This is a genomic window from Streptococcus pseudopneumoniae (genome assembly GCF_001072925.1).
Taxonomy (GTDB): Bacteria; Bacillota; Bacilli; order Lactobacillales; family Streptococcaceae; genus Streptococcus; species Streptococcus pseudopneumoniae_Q.
This window is the reverse complement of sequence record NZ_JVHE01000018.1, coordinates 1-15,879: the sequence shown is the minus strand read 5'-3', so window position 1 is coordinate 15,879 and position 15,879 is coordinate 1. Positions and strand designations below refer to the sequence as shown.

At 40.1% G+C, this 15,879-nt stretch carries 14 protein-coding genes; all 14 read right to left on the bottom strand.

Annotated elements, in window-relative coordinates; all coding sequences use genetic code 11:
- Positions 1–3 precede the first annotated feature (3 nt).
- The 14 genes from ADH81_RS00685 to ADH81_RS00620 all read right to left on the bottom strand — a co-directional run bounded on the left by ADH81_RS00685 (position 4) and on the right by ADH81_RS00620 (position 15,671).
- On the bottom strand, positions 4–1,062 hold the full coding sequence (locus ADH81_RS00685) for an AAA family ATPase (RefSeq protein WP_049525776.1): 1,059 nt from the start codon (positions 1,060–1,062) through the stop codon (positions 4–6).
- Positions 1,063–1,309: 247 nt separating this feature from the next.
- Entirely contained in the window at positions 1,310–3,742 is a 2,433-nt protein-coding gene (locus ADH81_RS00680) for an ATP-dependent Clp protease ATP-binding subunit (RefSeq protein WP_049525774.1), read from the bottom strand.
- Between the two features lie 6 nt (positions 3,743–3,748).
- Positions 3,749–4,207: a CtsR family transcriptional regulator gene (locus tag ADH81_RS00675; RefSeq protein WP_001237459.1), complete on the bottom strand. Its 459-nt coding sequence runs from the start codon at positions 4,205–4,207 to the stop codon at positions 3,749–3,751.
- 115 nt (positions 4,208–4,322) lie between these two features.
- The gene (locus tag ADH81_RS00670; RefSeq protein ID WP_049525772.1) at positions 4,323–5,051 is read right to left on the bottom strand and encodes an ABC transporter ATP-binding protein; all 729 of its coding nucleotides are present in this window, start codon (positions 5,049–5,051) and stop codon (positions 4,323–4,325) included.
- Positions 5,051–6,058: an ABC transporter substrate-binding protein gene (locus tag ADH81_RS00665; RefSeq protein WP_049525770.1), complete on the bottom strand. Its 1,008-nt coding sequence runs from the start codon at positions 6,056–6,058 to the stop codon at positions 5,051–5,053. The genes ADH81_RS00670 and ADH81_RS00665 overlap by 1 nt, the downstream gene beginning before the upstream one ends.
- 34 nt (positions 6,059–6,092) lie before the next feature.
- Positions 6,093–6,851, bottom strand: coding sequence for an ABC transporter permease (locus ADH81_RS00660; RefSeq protein ID WP_049525768.1), 759 nt, complete (start codon positions 6,849–6,851; stop codon positions 6,093–6,095).
- A complete protein-coding gene (locus tag ADH81_RS00655) occupies positions 6,814–7,104 on the bottom strand; it encodes a thiamine-binding protein (RefSeq protein ID WP_049525767.1) in 291 nt (96 codons plus the stop codon). Before ADH81_RS00655 ends, ADH81_RS00660 begins: the two co-directional genes overlap by 38 nt.
- Positions 7,105–7,390: 286 nt before the next feature.
- Positions 7,391–8,923 (bottom strand): cardiolipin synthase, encoded by a 1,533-nt coding sequence (gene cls, locus ADH81_RS00650; RefSeq protein WP_049525765.1) that lies wholly within the window; start codon positions 8,921–8,923, stop codon positions 7,391–7,393.
- Positions 8,924–9,093: 170 nt separating this feature from the next.
- The gene (locus ADH81_RS00645) at positions 9,094–10,038 is read right to left on the bottom strand and encodes a 3-oxoacyl-[acyl-carrier-protein] synthase III C-terminal domain-containing protein (RefSeq protein WP_049525762.1); all 945 of its coding nucleotides are present in this window, start codon (positions 10,036–10,038) and stop codon (positions 9,094–9,096) included.
- Positions 10,039–10,053: 15 nt separating this feature from the next.
- Positions 10,054–11,316: a F390 synthetase-related protein gene (locus ADH81_RS00640; RefSeq protein WP_049525760.1), complete on the bottom strand. Its 1,263-nt coding sequence runs from the start codon at positions 11,314–11,316 to the stop codon at positions 10,054–10,056.
- Positions 11,294–12,109: an MBL fold metallo-hydrolase gene (locus tag ADH81_RS00635; protein ID WP_049525758.1), complete on the bottom strand. Its 816-nt coding sequence runs from the start codon at positions 12,107–12,109 to the stop codon at positions 11,294–11,296. The genes ADH81_RS00640 and ADH81_RS00635 overlap by 23 nt, the downstream gene beginning before the upstream one ends.
- A complete protein-coding gene (locus tag ADH81_RS00630; protein WP_049525801.1) occupies positions 12,084–13,064 on the bottom strand; it encodes an NAD-dependent epimerase/dehydratase family protein in 981 nt (326 codons plus the stop codon). Before ADH81_RS00630 ends, ADH81_RS00635 begins: the two co-directional genes overlap by 26 nt.
- Positions 13,064–14,335, bottom strand: a complete 1,272-nt coding sequence (locus ADH81_RS00625) for a glycosyltransferase (RefSeq protein WP_049525757.1) — start codon at positions 14,333–14,335, stop codon at positions 13,064–13,066. The genes ADH81_RS00630 and ADH81_RS00625 overlap by 1 nt, the downstream gene beginning before the upstream one ends.
- Before the next feature lie 184 nt (positions 14,336–14,519).
- The gene (locus tag ADH81_RS00620; protein ID WP_049525755.1) at positions 14,520–15,671 is read right to left on the bottom strand and encodes an iron-containing alcohol dehydrogenase; all 1,152 of its coding nucleotides are present in this window, start codon (positions 15,669–15,671) and stop codon (positions 14,520–14,522) included.
- Positions 15,672–15,879: the final 208 nt, after the last annotated feature.

The window sequence follows — 15,879 nt, the reverse complement described above, 5'->3', positions numbered from 1 at the left end:
CTCCTAATCTGCTTGGTAAATAGCATCGATAGCTACTTTTGCTGCTTCATAATTTCCTAGATAGTCATCAGCTAGATAAACATGAGGGATATTGGCTAGGTATTGCTCCCTCATCATATCCAAATGCTGAGAAAAACTATGACGGATATGGTCTTCTGCCATGGTCATGTCTCGAAAACCATCATTGACATAAGAGCCGACAGGTTGCACAAAGAGGATTAAATCCCACTTTTCCTTGGCTAAGATGGAAACGAAGAGATTATCAAAGGTTTCTACGGACAAGTCCCCCTGCTCTTCAGTTTCCATGTAGTAATCGTAATAACCCTTGGTTACCAATGAGTTGGTGTCTGCAATGACCAAGCCTCGATTGGCATTGCTATCGATTAACTTGGAAGTTTGATCATATTGCCCCAAAAGAAGGTAATAATAATCTTTTGGGGTAAGCTCATCATCGCGGACGTTATTTTTAATCTGATACTCACGAGCATATTCCAGACTGACTGGCGCATCATAGAAGCGAGCTAAATCCTTGGCTAGAGTTGTTTTACCATTACTAGCACTTCCCATAATCAACACTTTTTTCGTAAACTGACGGCGGAAGGGTTGAGCGATATATTTCCAATATCTACTTGGGTTTTCTCGAATCATGGTAGCCGAAATTCCAAATTTTCTTTCCTGTAGAACAGTCTCAAAACCACGTTCTGACAATTCTTGTTGGTATTCGGACTCTCCTACAAAAAAGATAAGCTCCTCACTAGTCTGGTCATAGGAAATGGCCTGTAACATCTGATCCAACCACTCCTGCCAGCCCATCGGATAGCGTGGAATATTGCTTTCGTCAAGTTTACAAACATAGGTCAACTCATCATCTCGAAAAGCTTCACGAATATAGCGAAATCTCTTTTGTAGTGTAAGTCCCACCTGTTCACCACGATCTCCCTTATAACCTGAAACTACCACCCATACAGCATCGCATTGACGTTTTGCTCTTTGGATTAAATCAATATGCCCTTGATGTAAGGGAGCAAAGGTGCCAAAAACAACCGCTATACTCTTTTTCATATCTGTTTAACCTTTTTATAAACTTTTATATTTTACATTATACTCTGTCTTGTTCTGTTTGTCAAGACTTTTTTATTATTTTTTATAAAAACATTGCTGCATGATAAGATTTTTTTACTTGATATGCAAAACCTGATCAGTAGCATTCTGTTTTGAAAGCCTTAAAATAAATGCACACTCCAAGTAGCTATTTGGGCAACAACTTTTCAAAAAAGAGGCTGAAACAATCTGTTCCAACCTCACAATTTTAAACAATTTCAAATTTTAATTGACCAGCTTTGACACCAATTTTCAGAGTCTTGCCAGCTTCCAATTCACCTTTAAGGAGAAGCTCTGCTAGCTTGTCTTCTACTTCCGTTTGCAAAGTTCTACGAAGTGGACGAGCCCCCATCTCTGGATCATACCCTTTCTGAGCTAAAAGCTTCAGGGCAGATGCTTGGAGTTTCAAGTCAATTCCTTTCTCTGCTAGGCTTGCAATCAATGGTTTGACCATAATCTCAACTACTTCCTGCATATCTTGACTTGACAAGCTATGGAAGACTACCTTCTCATCAATACGGTTGATAAACTCTGGACGATAAGCCTTTTTCAGCTCCTCAAACATACGTTTTTCCATATTTTCTTGGTCAAAACGAATATCCTTAGCTCCAAATCCAACTGTTTTATCATCACGAAGGGCTGTTGCACCAAGGTTTGACGTCATGATAATAATGGTGTTTGAGAAATCAACCTTGCGACCTTTACTATCTGTCAAGACACCATCATCCAAAACCTGTAAGAGTACATTAAAGATGTCTGGGTGCGCCTTTTCTACCTCGTCAAAGAGAAGTACTGAGTACGGTTTATTGCGAACCTTCTCGGTCAACTCTCCACCTTCTTCGTAACCCACATAACCTGGAGGAGCTCCGTTGAGACGGCTAGCTGCAAATTTCTCCATATACTCACTCATGTCAAAACGGATAAGGGCTGATTCGTCATCAAAGAGGACTTCTGCCAAAGCCTTAGCCAATTCGGTCTTACCAACACCTGTTGGTCCTAGGAACATGAAGGATCCGATTGGACGTTTATGACTACGAATACCAGATTGATTACGGCGAATAGCACGACTGATACTAGATACAGCCTGTTCCTGTCCGATCACACGTTTATGCAGTTCAGCTTCAAGGTTGAGATACTTCTTGGCATCCGTTTGTGTCAATTTTTGAACAGGAATTCCTGATAAGCGACTCAAGGTGGTCAAAATATCAGATTCTTCTACTACATCTTTATAAACAGGTACTTCCTGCTCTTTTGCAATGAGTTGAGCTGCTTGCTTCCATTTTCCATCCATCAAGGCCTTATCAGCTGGTGTTAAACCTGACTCTTCTTGTTTAGCGTGTTTCGATTTATTTTGCACTGTTGCTGCCGCTTCATCCAAAAGATCGATTGCTGAGTCTGGTAAATGACGACTCGTCAAATAACGATGTGCCATTTTGACAGCTGTTTCGACTGCATCGTCTGTAATTTGGACATGGTGGTGTTTCTCATAAGTTGCTTTCAAGCCCTGCAAAATAGCCATACTATCTGCTAAACTTGGCTCCTCAATCATCACTTTTGCAAAGCGACGAGAAAGGGCTGCGTCTTTTTCGATGTGCTTTTGATACTCTTCCTGAGTGGTCGCACCGACAGTTCTCAGAGTTCCACGTGCCAAGGCAGGTTTCAAGATATTGGCCGCATCCAAGGTCGAATCAATCCCACTTCCTGAACCCATAATGGTATGCAGCTCATCGATAAAGAGGATGACCTTGCCATCTTCCTCAATATCTTTGATGATATTGTTCATACGTTCTTCAAAATCACCACGGAAACGAGTCCCCGCAACCACATTCATCAAATCAAGCTCTAAAACTCGCATTTTAGCCATTTCATCAGGTACATCCCCGTTGGCAATACGTTGCGCAAGACCAAGTGCTAGAGCTGTTTTACCGACACCTGCATCTCCAACTAGGACTGGATTATTTTTTGTCTTACGGCTCAAGATTTGAATCATACGAGAGATTTCTTGGTCACGCCCGATGACTGGTTCCAATTTACCTGAGCGAGCTTGCTCTGTAAGATCATGCGTATAATCTTCCAAACCTCCACTTGGTGTCTGAGGCATGCCCATCATATTAGCCATAGAATTTTGCTTGTCCGCTACCGTACGATGGCGTTGACGAAGGGCCTTCAAATCATCTCTAGTCCAACCAGCACGCGCTTCAAGACTACGACGAAGTCCAGCAATCTTGACCTGATCCTTCTGATCTTCGTAAGAAAATCCCGCTTTTTCTAGAATACGAGTAGCCAAGGCATTGCCATCATGTAAGATAGCATAAAGCACGTGCTCTGTTCCTAAAACCTTGGCATGCACCACAGAAGCTACATGCTCTGCTTCCAACAACAATACCTTCAAACGGTGTGAAAAAGGCAACTCCTGATAATTTTCCTTATCGCTATACTTTGTTTCAGTCAGCTCTATAGCAACTTCCTCCAGACGATCAATCTCATAGGGAAATTCATTTAAAGTCGCCCCAGCTACACTGTAACTATGATTGGCCATAGCAATCAATAGGTGCCAAGACTCTAGGTATTCTGCCCCAAAATGACTTGCGACCAGAAAGGCACTGTCTATACATTCTTTCAATGCTTTTGAATATTTCATTTAGTTCTATTTTCCTTTTCTATCTACCTCTTGTAATAACTGTCGGAGCATATTGGCACGGATAAGATTGGCATCCTCACCTAGAACTCGGTCTGTCGCCATTGCTAGTAATAGATTCATCTCCTGACGAGTCACTAAATCCTGTTCAAACAAGAGTCTTAAAACATCTTCAAAGATAACTAGGCTGACTTCTTCGCCCACCGAATACAGTAAATCGCGAAGCATTTCATGGTGGTTTGAGAATTCAATCCGTCCTATACGAATGTAGCCACCACCACCACGCTTACTTTCAACCAAGTATCCCCTGCTTTCTGTAAAACGAGTCTTAATCACATAGTTAATCTGACTAGGAACAACCTGGAAAGTATCTGCCAACTGACTCCGTTGCAACTCCACAATACCAGATTGATCTAAAATTGCCTTGATGTAGGCCTCAATATGATCTGATGTATTTTTAAGTCTCATAACAAACCCACCTCTCTTTAAACCTTGACTATCTTTGACTATTATACCGAAATTTTTTCATTTTTAAAAGAAAAAGGGGCTGGTAATGAATAATCCTCACCAACTCCCTATCTTTCTACTTATCTAAGCCTAATTCTGCCAAGATTTGACGTTTGTAGGCAATCTTTTGGACTTCCTTGTCCTCGTCTTCAGACCAATCTAGTTTAATTTCTGAAACAATCTGCCCCGGGCGATTTTTCAAGATATAGATACGGTCGCTAAGGTTAAGGGCCTCCTCGATACTATGCGTAATGATGAGTGTCGTCAGGCCTAGCTGTTTATGAATATCAAGATACCAGGCATGAAGTTCCATTTTGGTCATCTCATCCAAGGCACTAAAGGCCTCATCTAGAAGAAAGAGCTTGTGCCCGAAAAGATAGGTCCGAAGTAAGGCCACACGCTGGCGCATCCCACCACTTAGTTCATGAGGATACTTGTCCCGGACAGCCGTCAACTGAAAAGTCGCAAGGATTTCATTCGCACGGGCAATGGCTTCCGCCTTATCCACCTTTTGGATCAAGAGGGGCAGGATGATATTACCAAGCACCGTCTTGTGCTCCAAGAGCAGATCCTTTTGTAGCATATAGCTCACGCGCCCCTTGGGATTTTCCTCCCCGTCAAGCACAATTCTACCTGACTGGACTTCTAAAATCCCTGCAATCAGGTTAAAGAGAGTGGTCTTCCCTACACCACTGGGGCCTAGTATAGAGACCACTTCACCTGAAGTCACTTGCAGATTAATATCCTCTAAAATCTTTTCGTTGTCGTAGGCATAGCTTACATGTTCTAGTCTAATTTCTGTCATTATTTTACAAATTCGTTAGTGAAACCTTTATCAGTCAAGTCTTCTTTTAAGATACCATTTTCTTTATCCCATTTGTAGAAAGCATTCCAGCGATCAGCATCAAATTGTCCCCATTTTTCCTTGTCACTTGCATATTCTTTTGATAAGTATTTTTGAGATTCGATAACGAAATCACGTTTTTCCTTGAGTTCTGGGGCATTCTTGATGAGGATATCTGCAGCTTCTTCTGGGTTCTCCATAGCGTATTGGTAGCCTTTTTTGATAGCTTGGATGATTTTACGAGCCTCTTCTTTGTTGTCTTTTAAGTAGTCGTTGTTAGCAATAATCACTGGTGAGTAGTAGTCAAACTCTTTGACATAGTCTTTCAAATACATAAAGTTAGCATCGACACCTTGCGATTTAGCAAGGATACCGTCCCAACCGTAGTAGATCCAAGCAGAGTCAAAGACACCATTGGCAATTGGTGTGATAGAGTTTGAATCGTTGTTTGGTACTTTTTCTACCTTCTCAAAGTCTCCACCTTGAGATTCTACCAAAGTTTTCAACATAGCAAGCTCAGTTGGGTCATTCCAGGTTCCGTATTTCTTCCCAACCAAATCTTTTGGACTGTTGATATTGTCAGACTTACGAGAGATGATCCCTGATGTATTGTGTTCTACAATCGCTGCAACAGCGGTAATTCCCGCTCCTTTTTCCAGTTTCTTAGCCATGTAGTCTTGGAAATACACTGCAAATGGTGCCTTACCATTGATAACCAAGTCAGATGAGCTTTCTTCTGGTGGCAATTTCAAGTCAACATCCACTCCAGCTTCCTTGAAATAACCTTTTTCTTTGGCTACATAAAGGCCTGTATGGTTGGTATTTGGTGTCCAATCTAGGATAAAGTCAATTTTTTTGAGTTCTGCTTCTTTGTTATCCTTAGAAGCAGTTCCTTGCCCACAAGCCACAAGCACGACAGCTACAAGAGCTGTTACAATCGTAAAAAACACTTTCCATGTTTTCTTCATTTTTATTTCCTCTTTTCTTTTTCCAAAACGCTCTTTAAGTACGTTTCCATTTAATCACATATTTTTCACTAATATCAACCAACTTCATACCCAAAAGGCTGATCAGCGATACCAGAATAATAATGGCAAACATGGTATCATACTGAAACAGTTTCTTGGACTGAATCATGTAGACACCAAGTCCTTCAAAGCCTCCCAACCACTCAGATACCACTGTTGTGATAAAGGCATAGGAGACACTAACCCTTAATCCTGCATAAAAGTAAGGCAGGCTAACCGGGATCTTAAAATGCCAAAGGATTTGCCAAGGATTGGCGCGCATCAAACTAAATAAGGTCAGCATGTCCTTGTCACAATGCCTAAAACCATCTAAAATACTGACGATGATAGGGAAGGTTGTCGTCAGGATAATCAAGACAATCTTGGGCAAGATTCCATAACCGAGCCACAAGACCAGGATAGGAGCTATGGCAATGGTTGGTATGGTCTGGACAACCACCATCATGGGGTAAATCAGGTCATTTAGCCAGCCCAGACTATCCATAAGGACAGCCATGATACAGGCTATTAAAACACCCAAGACCAAACCTAACAAGGCTACTTTCAAGGTTGCCCAGCTATGGTACCAGAGAAATTCTCTGTCACGAACAAAAGACTGGAGGATTTCAAGTGGTGTCGGCAAGATAAACTTTGGTAGGAGCTTTAAGAAACCCGCCACCTGCCAAAGAGACAAGACACCCAAAAATCCTAGCAGACTAATATGCCGTCTCATGATACTTTTCAAGTTTCTCATCGATGCTTAAAATCTCTCCTATATTTATTTTCACATTGGTAAAAACATTATCTGCCCCTTGACCTGCCACTTCTAAAGCTTCTTTGAGAATACGCATAAGGTCATCAAAATCTCCCTCTAGAACCGTTTCAAAGGGTGTCACTACCATAGTAACTTCTTGAGCTTGCAGATAAGCAATGACTTGATCGATAATAGCTATGCGGTCAATCCCTTGTGACAGGGGTAAGACTTGTAAAGCAATGCTTGCTTTCATTAAAACCTCCTTCTAAGTTACAGTTTTTCTTTGTAAAAAAAGAAAAACCTCTTTCATATATGAAAAAGGTGCAAAATTAGGCCAAGTATTCGTTCCCTACGCTGGCATTACCCAGATCAGGTGCGGTCGAAGTTTAACACTTCCTCTCAGACTGTACACAGACTCCCATATATTATATGGACATATGATAACGCAAAATAAACAAGATGTCAAGGAAACTGCTTACAGAAAAAGAGACGGCAAACCTTCTCTTTCTCTAATTATACAGACAAACTAGCTCTTTCGATTAAAGCATAGGGGCGAATAACTGAGCTACTTCTTTGATTAATGTTTGATACCAAGTAGGCTTGATTGTTCCAGGAAAAATTTCTTGCGATACTTCAAAAATCTCTTCAAAGTCCTTACGAATATCTGCAATCGATGGTGTTTCGTACAATAAAACTGCATTTTCATAGTGGTGAACCAAGCTTCGATAATCAAGGTTTATGGTCCCAACAACCGCAAATCGATCATCAACAATCATTTGCTTACTATGGATAAAACCAGGAGTATACTCGTAGATACGTACACCAGCAGACAAAAGATCAGGATAAGACCCTCTAGTTACTAACTGGATGAACTTTTTATCTGGGATAAATGGAGTTATAATTCTCACATCTACGCCTCGCATAGCCGCATTTTTGATATCCTCTGTCAAATCATAATCAATAATGAGATAAGGCGTGGTGATATAGACAAAATCTTCCGCTTGATTAATCAGGTTTTGATAGACGATTTTACCCACCTTCATTTGGTAGATTGGTTTTGGCCCACTGCCATATGGGATACAAAGTCCACTACCGGATCGTGTCTGATTTTCCAAATGATACTGATCAAAATCACTGATTTCTCCACGGTTGATGTACCAGTTCATGAGAAATAGTCTTGTAAAGGCTTGAGTCGCCGGACCATCGATCCGAATCCCACTATCCTTCCAATGTCCAAAACGTTCAATCTGATTGATGTATTCGTCTGCAAGATTAATCCCGCCAGTATAGGAAATCTGCCCATCAATGACTAATATTTTTCGGTGGTCACGGTTATTATAGGCCACTGTCATACGAGGAATCACCTTATTAAACTTATGAGCATCGATTCCTTTAGACCGCAAATGAACCGTATAATCCCCCGGCAGAGTCACCATACAACCAATATCGTCGTAGAGCATCTTGACCTCGACTCCCTGAGCCGCCTTTTCTTCTAGAACTTCGAGCATACTATCCCACATCAATCCTTCTTCGACAATGTAATATTCTAGAAAAATAAATTTTTCAGCCCTCTTCAAATCCTCCAGCATCTGCTGCCACATTTCCTCACCATTTGAAAAGAATTGTGAGTCTGTCTGATCATAAACTTCTGCATTACTGTCCATATGCAATAAGGCATTGATAATTCCGTAAGCAGATTTATCAGTTTCCTGTATATCTTGATGAAGACTATGTTCGCGCTTTTCATGAGATGCGATAGAACGAAGTTCCTGTAATTGTTTAAATTCTTTTTTGGATAACCGACGCTCACCAAACATGATATAAAGCAAGGGACCAAAAACAGGAACAAAAGTGACAATCAACCACGTCACCTTGCTTTCAGGAGACATAGAACGATTGACAATGGCTAAAACAGTTGCCACGCTGACCAGAAATACAAGAGCAACCCAAACAAGTGGAGCAATCTGGCTCATGTAAAGAATAATTCCAAAAATAACAAATAATTCTATCAGGATAATCGTAATACTAAAGCCATACTTGGACATCAATAATCGAAATTTTCTTGTCCCCATATCTCCCTCTCAACTTCTAAGTATACTCCTTCATATACTATCTGAAAACGCTTATTACCTTCTAGTATACTTAGTTTCATAAAACTTAGCAAGCTTTTTCTGTTTAGGCCGATACTTCTACCTATAAAATCAATCTAAAAAGCAGGCAACTTACACGTGCCTGCTCTTTTTTACAATTTCAAAGTCAACATATTAACCGTCATACCAGCTGCAGTTCCCATCAAGAAGATAGTATCTCCTTCCTTCACATAGCCATGATCGAGTGCATAGGCTAAGCCAAAAGGTACAGCAACGGAAACCATATTCCCATACTCACTGACAATATTGAGATACTTGTCTTTGCTAACTCCTAATTTATCCATAACAAGTGGTAATGCTCGGCTAGCTTGGTGTGGAATAATATAATCTACAGCATCTTTAGAAATACCTGATTTTTCTTGGAATTCTTGGAACATTTCTGGAATGACACGAGCAGAAAGCAAGAGGATTTTCTTCCCTTTCATATCAAACATGAAATTGGTCTTAGTTTCTTCAGAGTACTCTTTTGGTTGATAAGAAGTCAGACCTCCACGGATTTCAGTATCGTGGGCTCCCTCTGACCAAGTACGTTGAAGGCTTGCTATCACTCCCTTATCCTTGTCACTTACTTGGAAAATAAAGGCTGCCGCCCCATCACCAAAGAGTTCATAACTTTCTTTTTGCTTTGGATTGAGACCCAAACTACCGACTTCACTGGAAACAATCAAAACACGTTTGTATTCTCCAGCTTCAATCAAATATGACATCGTCGATAGAGCAGAGATAAAACTTGTACAAGTCGTGTTGATATCCATAGCTGGGATAGAGAGTCCTTTTGCCACGCGCTCATGAATCAAAGCAGCTGTACATGGAATAGGCTGAACACCCACCGCACTAGCTGATACAAGGCAATCAATATCTTTAATATTCAAATTTGCATTTTCAAGCGCAGTTTGGATAGCTGCTTCTGCCAAATCTAGCTGTGTTTCTTCATTTTCTACGACACGATAACGCGTTTGGTCTTTAAATTGCACTGTGTTTTTGGGAAGGTAAACTCCATATCCTGCAATTTCTACATGTCTTTTCACTTTTATCATAATCTTTTTTTCCTTTCATAAACGTTGGATACGTTTGAGTTTACGGCTTGTATCCCAGTGATAATCTGAAAATCGAATTTCAGGTGCTTTAAACTCTTTCTGTTGAGCCAAGAGTTGGAACTGCTCTGTAATTGCTGTTTCCAATTGCTCATCCCTTCGACTCAGACAAACTTCTACTAACTTTTCAGAATGCTGTTTAACTTGGTAATCTCCGACATTTTCCACAAAGAGAATGCAACGCCTGATAAAGTCAGGATAAATCGTGACCTGACCTCCATCCAGTCCTTCAAAGTAGAAGATATCATCAGAACGCCCTTCAACCTTGTCAATCCTTGTGTAATGAGATCCACATGAACAAGGTTCAGGATTTTCAACCAAGATATCGTTGAGTTGATAGCGATAAACAGGTTGACTGCTCCGCTTAAAATCAGTAATGACTGGATAAAAACGTCGGTCATCCAAGTAGTTCTTTTCCACAAAGATGATGTCTTCATTAAGATGCAGATTCCCAGCCGAACAAGTACAAGCTAGAAAACCTTCAGTCGCTTGATAGACCTGGTCAATAACTGGTAGTGAAAAGGCTTCTGCGATCCGTTTCCTATCACTATCTTCCAAGATTTCAGCTACTGAAACGATTTTTTGTGGGTGAATGACTAACTCCCCAGCTTTTAGACGCTTGCTCAATTCAATCAACATAGAAGCAGGCGCCACCACAATGGTCGGTTGATAATTGTTGAGGCGCTCGATATGCTCATCTGTATTCTTGAAAATATCAAAGTACTCTAAACGTATAAGTGCCGTATTGATGGTCTGATACAATTCATTATCTGCCCTTAGGAAAAAGGCTATACGGTGTCCAAAAAGGTGACCTTTGGGCAACATCTTTGCCAAGATAGCTGCTGCCCACATACTGCGCTCTTTTTCAGTTGTGATAAAAAGCCCCCGGTGTCCAGATGTTCCAGAAGACAACCCAACAGCTATTTCTCCCTTGAGCTCTGTAAAATTTCTGGTCTTTTCACTTTCGATAGCCAAAGCCAAGGCCTCATCTCTATCCACACCTTGAGTATTAAGCTCATTGAAATGCGTCATCATAAATGCTTTATCCATATGATCAAAATCACTGGGTACACCATTTTTAAAATAAGGTGACTCATGTTTTAGAAATTCCATATAGACATCTAGTTGCTTTTTCTGATAGCTTTCTAAGGCTTCTCGAGATTTAAAGTTATGAAGCCAACGAGTTTGGATAAAAGTTTTAAGAAAGGTTATTTTTTTCATACAAAATCCGCTCAATCCTTTCTATGGGGTCATGGCTGACAAGCACTTCTATACCATCCTTTAACACCTCTTCCAGTAGCTCTGTTCCTTTGATATAGTCAGCCTTACTATCTTGCACCAAGGAAGGAATCAGATGCATCTGTTTGGTGTAAGGTAAAAGGTCAATTCCCCAACAAAGGTCCGCTGCGATAAAGAGACGATAATCTGGCATAAAGAGACAGGCTTGGCCCTTTGCATGCCCATCAATAGATGAGACAAGGATACTCCCGTCTCCAAAAAGATCATTGGTGGAACGATAATTGAAGTTGGAGTTTTGCTGATCTGCCTTAATGATAGTCAATCTTTCCTCAAAAGTACTCGGCAAAAATTCTTTAAAAATTAAATCTTTTAGTTTGGGTTTCTTGTAAACATCATACACTTCCTGGGTTAGAATAAAGGTTGCATTCGGAAAGAAGCTAGCCCCTCCTAAATGATCTGGATGTAGATGAGACAACAAGACATAGTTAATTTCTTCTAGCTTAATTCCTCTATCTTTCAGCAAATGCGAAATCTGATCCTTCTCCGTCATTTGAACGGGTGTTCCCAAACGGTAAAAAGCATAACGAAGTTTCGTCTTAATATCATAGTGATAACCAGTATCATAAAGCAAATAGCCTTTATCCCTGTGTTTGATAAGGAAAACTCCTGCAGGGAAAGTCATCTTTCTATTCTTGACACCCTTAAATAGTAAACCCGCATAACTGGTACAGTATCCAGCCGGGAAATACTCAATGCTTTCGATAATCTTGGACATATTGTTCAATCCCTTCTGAAATACTAATTTTCGGACGATATCCCAATTCCCTCTTAGCCTGGCTAATATCTAGAGTTTGACTATAACGAAGTAGATAATAGGTATATCGGGTTAAAGGCGGTTCCCCTTTCAGATTCAAGAACTTGTAAAGAAACTCTAAACTACTTGCAATTCCTGCTAATAGAGATGCTGGAATTTTTCTATATTTGATTGGGTAACCCAAGCCTTTCAAACTTTCCTCTAGCAAATCCCTAAAAGCCCTCGGTTCACCATTAGTAATGTTATAGACCTCACCTTTTGCTTCTGGGACTTCTAAGGCTAAACGAATTGCGAGAGCAACATTTTCCACACAAGTCATGTCCATGAGCTGACGCCCATCTCCAATCAAAGGAATTCCAATTTTTTGACTAAGATTAATCACTCGTGGCAAGATGCTGGTATCTCCAATCCCAAAAAGCCCACGAGGTCTCAAGATAATACTAGGAACATCTGGATAATCCTTAAAGAGCTTCTCCGAAGCCAATTTACTACGTATATAGTTATTGAGATTATTTTCCTCTGGAGCATCACTTTCTTTGATTGCCAACTGATCCTTAGGAGCAGCGTAGATGCTTGGTGAGGAAACATAGACTAAACGTTGAATACCTGTTTGGCGACATGCCTCGAGAACATATTTAGTCCCTAAAACATTAGACTGATAAAAATCATCCCATGGCCCCCAAATAGTTGAAAGAGCCCCAGCATGAACAACCATGTCCATCCCCTTGCAAGCTTCTACTACATCCTCAGCTTTGGTCAGATCTCCCTGAAAAAAACTGACAGAAGAGTCTTCCAAGGATTGCCCTACCTGACTATTTCTACCAAAGGCTCTTACTTGATAACCATGTTCTACTAGTTCTTCTACTACATATTTACCCAAGAAACCAGTGGCTCCCGTAACTAATACTTTTTTCATCATTCTTTCTCCTTATCTGCTAACAGACGGTGGATTTCGCTTTCCAAAATTTCTGTTGGATGATAGGATTGTGCAGCCTGGCGTAAAATTTCTAATTCTGACCAATCATCTTTAGCAATTAATTTCTCAAAGGCTAAGCCAATCGCTATCGTATCCTCTTTATTAGCAGTCAGTGCAACACCCGCTTCCACACCACGAACGGCATAATCAAATTGGTCGTAATCATGAGGCAAAATCAAAGCTGGTTTACCATAAATGATACACTGATAAAAAATTCCAGCTCCACCATGATGAATCACATAATCCATCTGAGGAATGTATTCTTTGTAAGGAAGATAAGAAACAACAGACAGATTCTCCATCAGATTCTCACACTGAAAAGGTTCTCCACCAACTCCACGAGTCACAAAAAAGTGAAAATCAGGATGCGCTTTGGCTAGTTGCTTCGCTTGAAAGATTAGATTATCTTTAGCCCATGCCAGTTGTGTCCCACAAGTAACCAAAACCTTTTTTCGATTAGGGAAAAACGACAAATCTAATGGATAATCCTCTCCAGCCTCAACAGAAGCTCCAGAGGGCCCTACCCACTTGTAGTGTTCTGGAAATCCCTTTTTTAACTCTACTTCTTTCATCCCTATACCAAGGATTGAATATGGAGAATAAATAGTCTCTTGGTCCAGTTGATTATAGAGTCTAAAATTATATTTCTTTAAACGATCACGAAACGAAAAAGATACAATACGTTTAACTAAACGGGTTGCTTTTCTCCCGACATATTGTATTGAAGCTTCCCAGCCATTCTTAGGACTCCCCATTCCACCGATTAGACATGGCGGGCCATCAGTAGTCTCTAAAACAAATTGTGTAGCCATGGTAGTAATCCAAGGAATTCCAAGCTGATCTGCCACGAGCCCACTTGACAAAGTTATAAAATCAGCAATAACAATATCTGGACGATTCTTTTGCCACTCTTTCATTAATTGATCAGAAACTAAATTAATTAAATCAATACTAGCAGAAAGTTGATGATAGGCCGATAAAATTCCTAATTGCTCAGAGTTATTTGCTGCTTTTTCGAACTCCTCAACGTGGCCTTCTAGTATAGTAACTACATTAAAACCTGCAGCCTCAGCAACAGTTTTTTTCTGGGGGCCTGTAAATAAACGTATCTCATACTGAGGATTGTCTAATAGAGATAGTAATAAATTCATAGTTGGATACAAATGACCACTTAAAGGGACAACTACAACATCGATTTTAATTTTCTTCATAATCCTAGCATATCAAATTTTCAAAAAAAGAACTATCACGAGGATAGTTCTTCTTAAATATTATTGGCTTTAAATCATAGGAATAGTATTTGATTTCCTCATACATTATTTGAATATTCGGGAGGAATTCATAATGTAAGAATCTTAAATTTACTATTCCACAAGGGCTCTGAAGTAGCTTTCCTTAGAACAATTCCTTATAGAAAGCAATGGTTTCTTCCAAAGTTGGCATGAATGGATTACCTGGTGCACAAGCATCAATCAAGGCATTCTTAGAAAGGTATTCAAAGTCAAAGTCTTTTTCTTCGATACCAAGTTCTGTCAATTTCTTAGGAATACCGACAGTTTCAGAAAGTTTTTCAATCTCAGAAATAGCATAAGCAGCACATTCTTCATCTGATTTTCCTTCAATTTGCATTCCCAAGGCTTTCGCAACATTACGGAAGGCTACAGGTACACGTTTGGCATTTTCACGCTCAACGACTGGCAAAAGCATAGCACAGCAAACGCCATGAGGCAAGTTATAGACAGCCCCCAATTGGTGAGCCATTGAGTGAACATAGCCGAGTCCAGCATTGTTAAAGCTCATTCCTCCAAGGAAGATAGCATTAACCATACCTTCACGAGCTTCGATGTCGTGTCCATTTTCTACCGCACGTGGAAGATATTCTTTAATCAGTTCGATCGCTCCGACAGAAAGTTTCTTAGTCACATCATAAGCACCTGGTGTTACCAAAGCTTCAACGGCGTGAGTAAGAGCATCCATACCAGTAGCCGCAGTCAAAGCTTGAGGTTTTGAAACCATCAATTCAGGGTCATTAACAGAGATAAGGGCAAGACTGTTTTTATCCACCATTACCATTTTAACCTTACGTTCTTCATCAGTGATCACGTAGTTAATGGTAATTTCTGCTGATGTACCTGCAGTAGTATTGATAGCGACAACAGGAAGGCCTTTTTGAGCAGATTTATGCAAACCTTCATAATCCTGTGGTTTACCACCATTCGTCGCGATTACAGAAATACAGCTAGCTGCATCCTGTGGAGAGCCACCACCGACCGAGATAATAAAGTCACAGTTGTGCTCTTTCAAAGCAGCAACCCCATCCATAACATTTTTACAAGTAGGGTTGGGTTCAACATCACTAAAGATAACGTAAGCAATTCCTTCATCATCTAAAGGTTTTAAAATTTTGGGCAAGATATCACTTGATTCTATAAACTTATCTGTCACCAATAGAGCCTTACTATAGCCCAACTCCTTAACATAAGGCCCAACTTCATTTACCACACCTTTACCAATAAGGTTAACTGCTGGAACGTAAAATGTTGCCATATTTTATCCTCCTTGCGCTTTTCACGCTATATATTTAGGTTAATTATATAATATATTTTCTGTATTTTCAAATATTTGTGATTTTTTTAACAAAAAGAATGTTTAAAAATATTTAAACAAAGTTTTATAAGGAAAAGATAATCAGAAAAATTGGCTCTATAATATTTGTAGTGGGTAAATCCCCTATGGATCTTATGGAGCCTATTTT

Coding starts and splice junctions, on each gene's coding strand:
- ADH81_RS00620 (WP_049525755.1), bottom strand. CDS start 15,671: ATGGCAACATTTTACGTTCCAGCAGTTAACCTTATTGGTAAAGGTGTG.
- ADH81_RS00670 (WP_049525772.1), bottom strand. CDS start 5,051: ATGACAGAAATTAGACTAGAACATGTAAGCTATGCCTACGACAACGAA.
- ADH81_RS00680 (WP_049525774.1), bottom strand. CDS start 3,742: ATGAAATATTCAAAAGCATTGAAAGAATGTATAGACAGTGCCTTTCTG.
- cls (WP_049525765.1), bottom strand. CDS start 8,923: ATGGGGACAAGAAAATTTCGATTATTGATGTCCAAGTATGGCTTTAGT.
- ADH81_RS00635 (WP_049525758.1), bottom strand. CDS start 12,109: ATGTCCAAGATTATCGAAAGCATTGAGTATTTCCCGGCTGGATACTGT.
- ADH81_RS00645 (WP_049525762.1), bottom strand. CDS start 10,038: ATGATAAAAGTGAAAAGACATGTAGAAATTGCAGGATATGGAGTTTAC.
- ADH81_RS00675 (WP_001237459.1), bottom strand. CDS start 4,207: ATGAGACTTAAAAATACATCAGATCATATTGAGGCCTACATCAAGGCA.
- ADH81_RS00625 (WP_049525757.1), bottom strand. CDS start 14,335: ATGAAGAAAATTAAAATCGATGTTGTAGTTGTCCCTTTAAGTGGTCAT.
- ADH81_RS00685 (WP_049525776.1), bottom strand. CDS start 1,062: ATGAAAAAGAGTATAGCGGTTGTTTTTGGCACCTTTGCTCCCTTACAT.
- ADH81_RS00655 (WP_049525767.1), bottom strand. CDS start 7,104: ATGAAAGCAAGCATTGCTTTACAAGTCTTACCCCTGTCACAAGGGATT.
- ADH81_RS00660 (WP_049525768.1), bottom strand. CDS start 6,851: ATGAGAAACTTGAAAAGTATCATGAGACGGCATATTAGTCTGCTAGGA.
- ADH81_RS00640 (WP_049525760.1), bottom strand. CDS start 11,316: ATGAAAAAAATAACCTTTCTTAAAACTTTTATCCAAACTCGTTGGCTT.
- ADH81_RS00630 (WP_049525801.1), bottom strand. CDS start 13,064: ATGAAAAAAGTATTAGTTACGGGAGCCACTGGTTTCTTGGGTAAATAT.
- ADH81_RS00665 (WP_049525770.1), bottom strand. CDS start 6,058: ATGAAGAAAACATGGAAAGTGTTTTTTACGATTGTAACAGCTCTTGTA.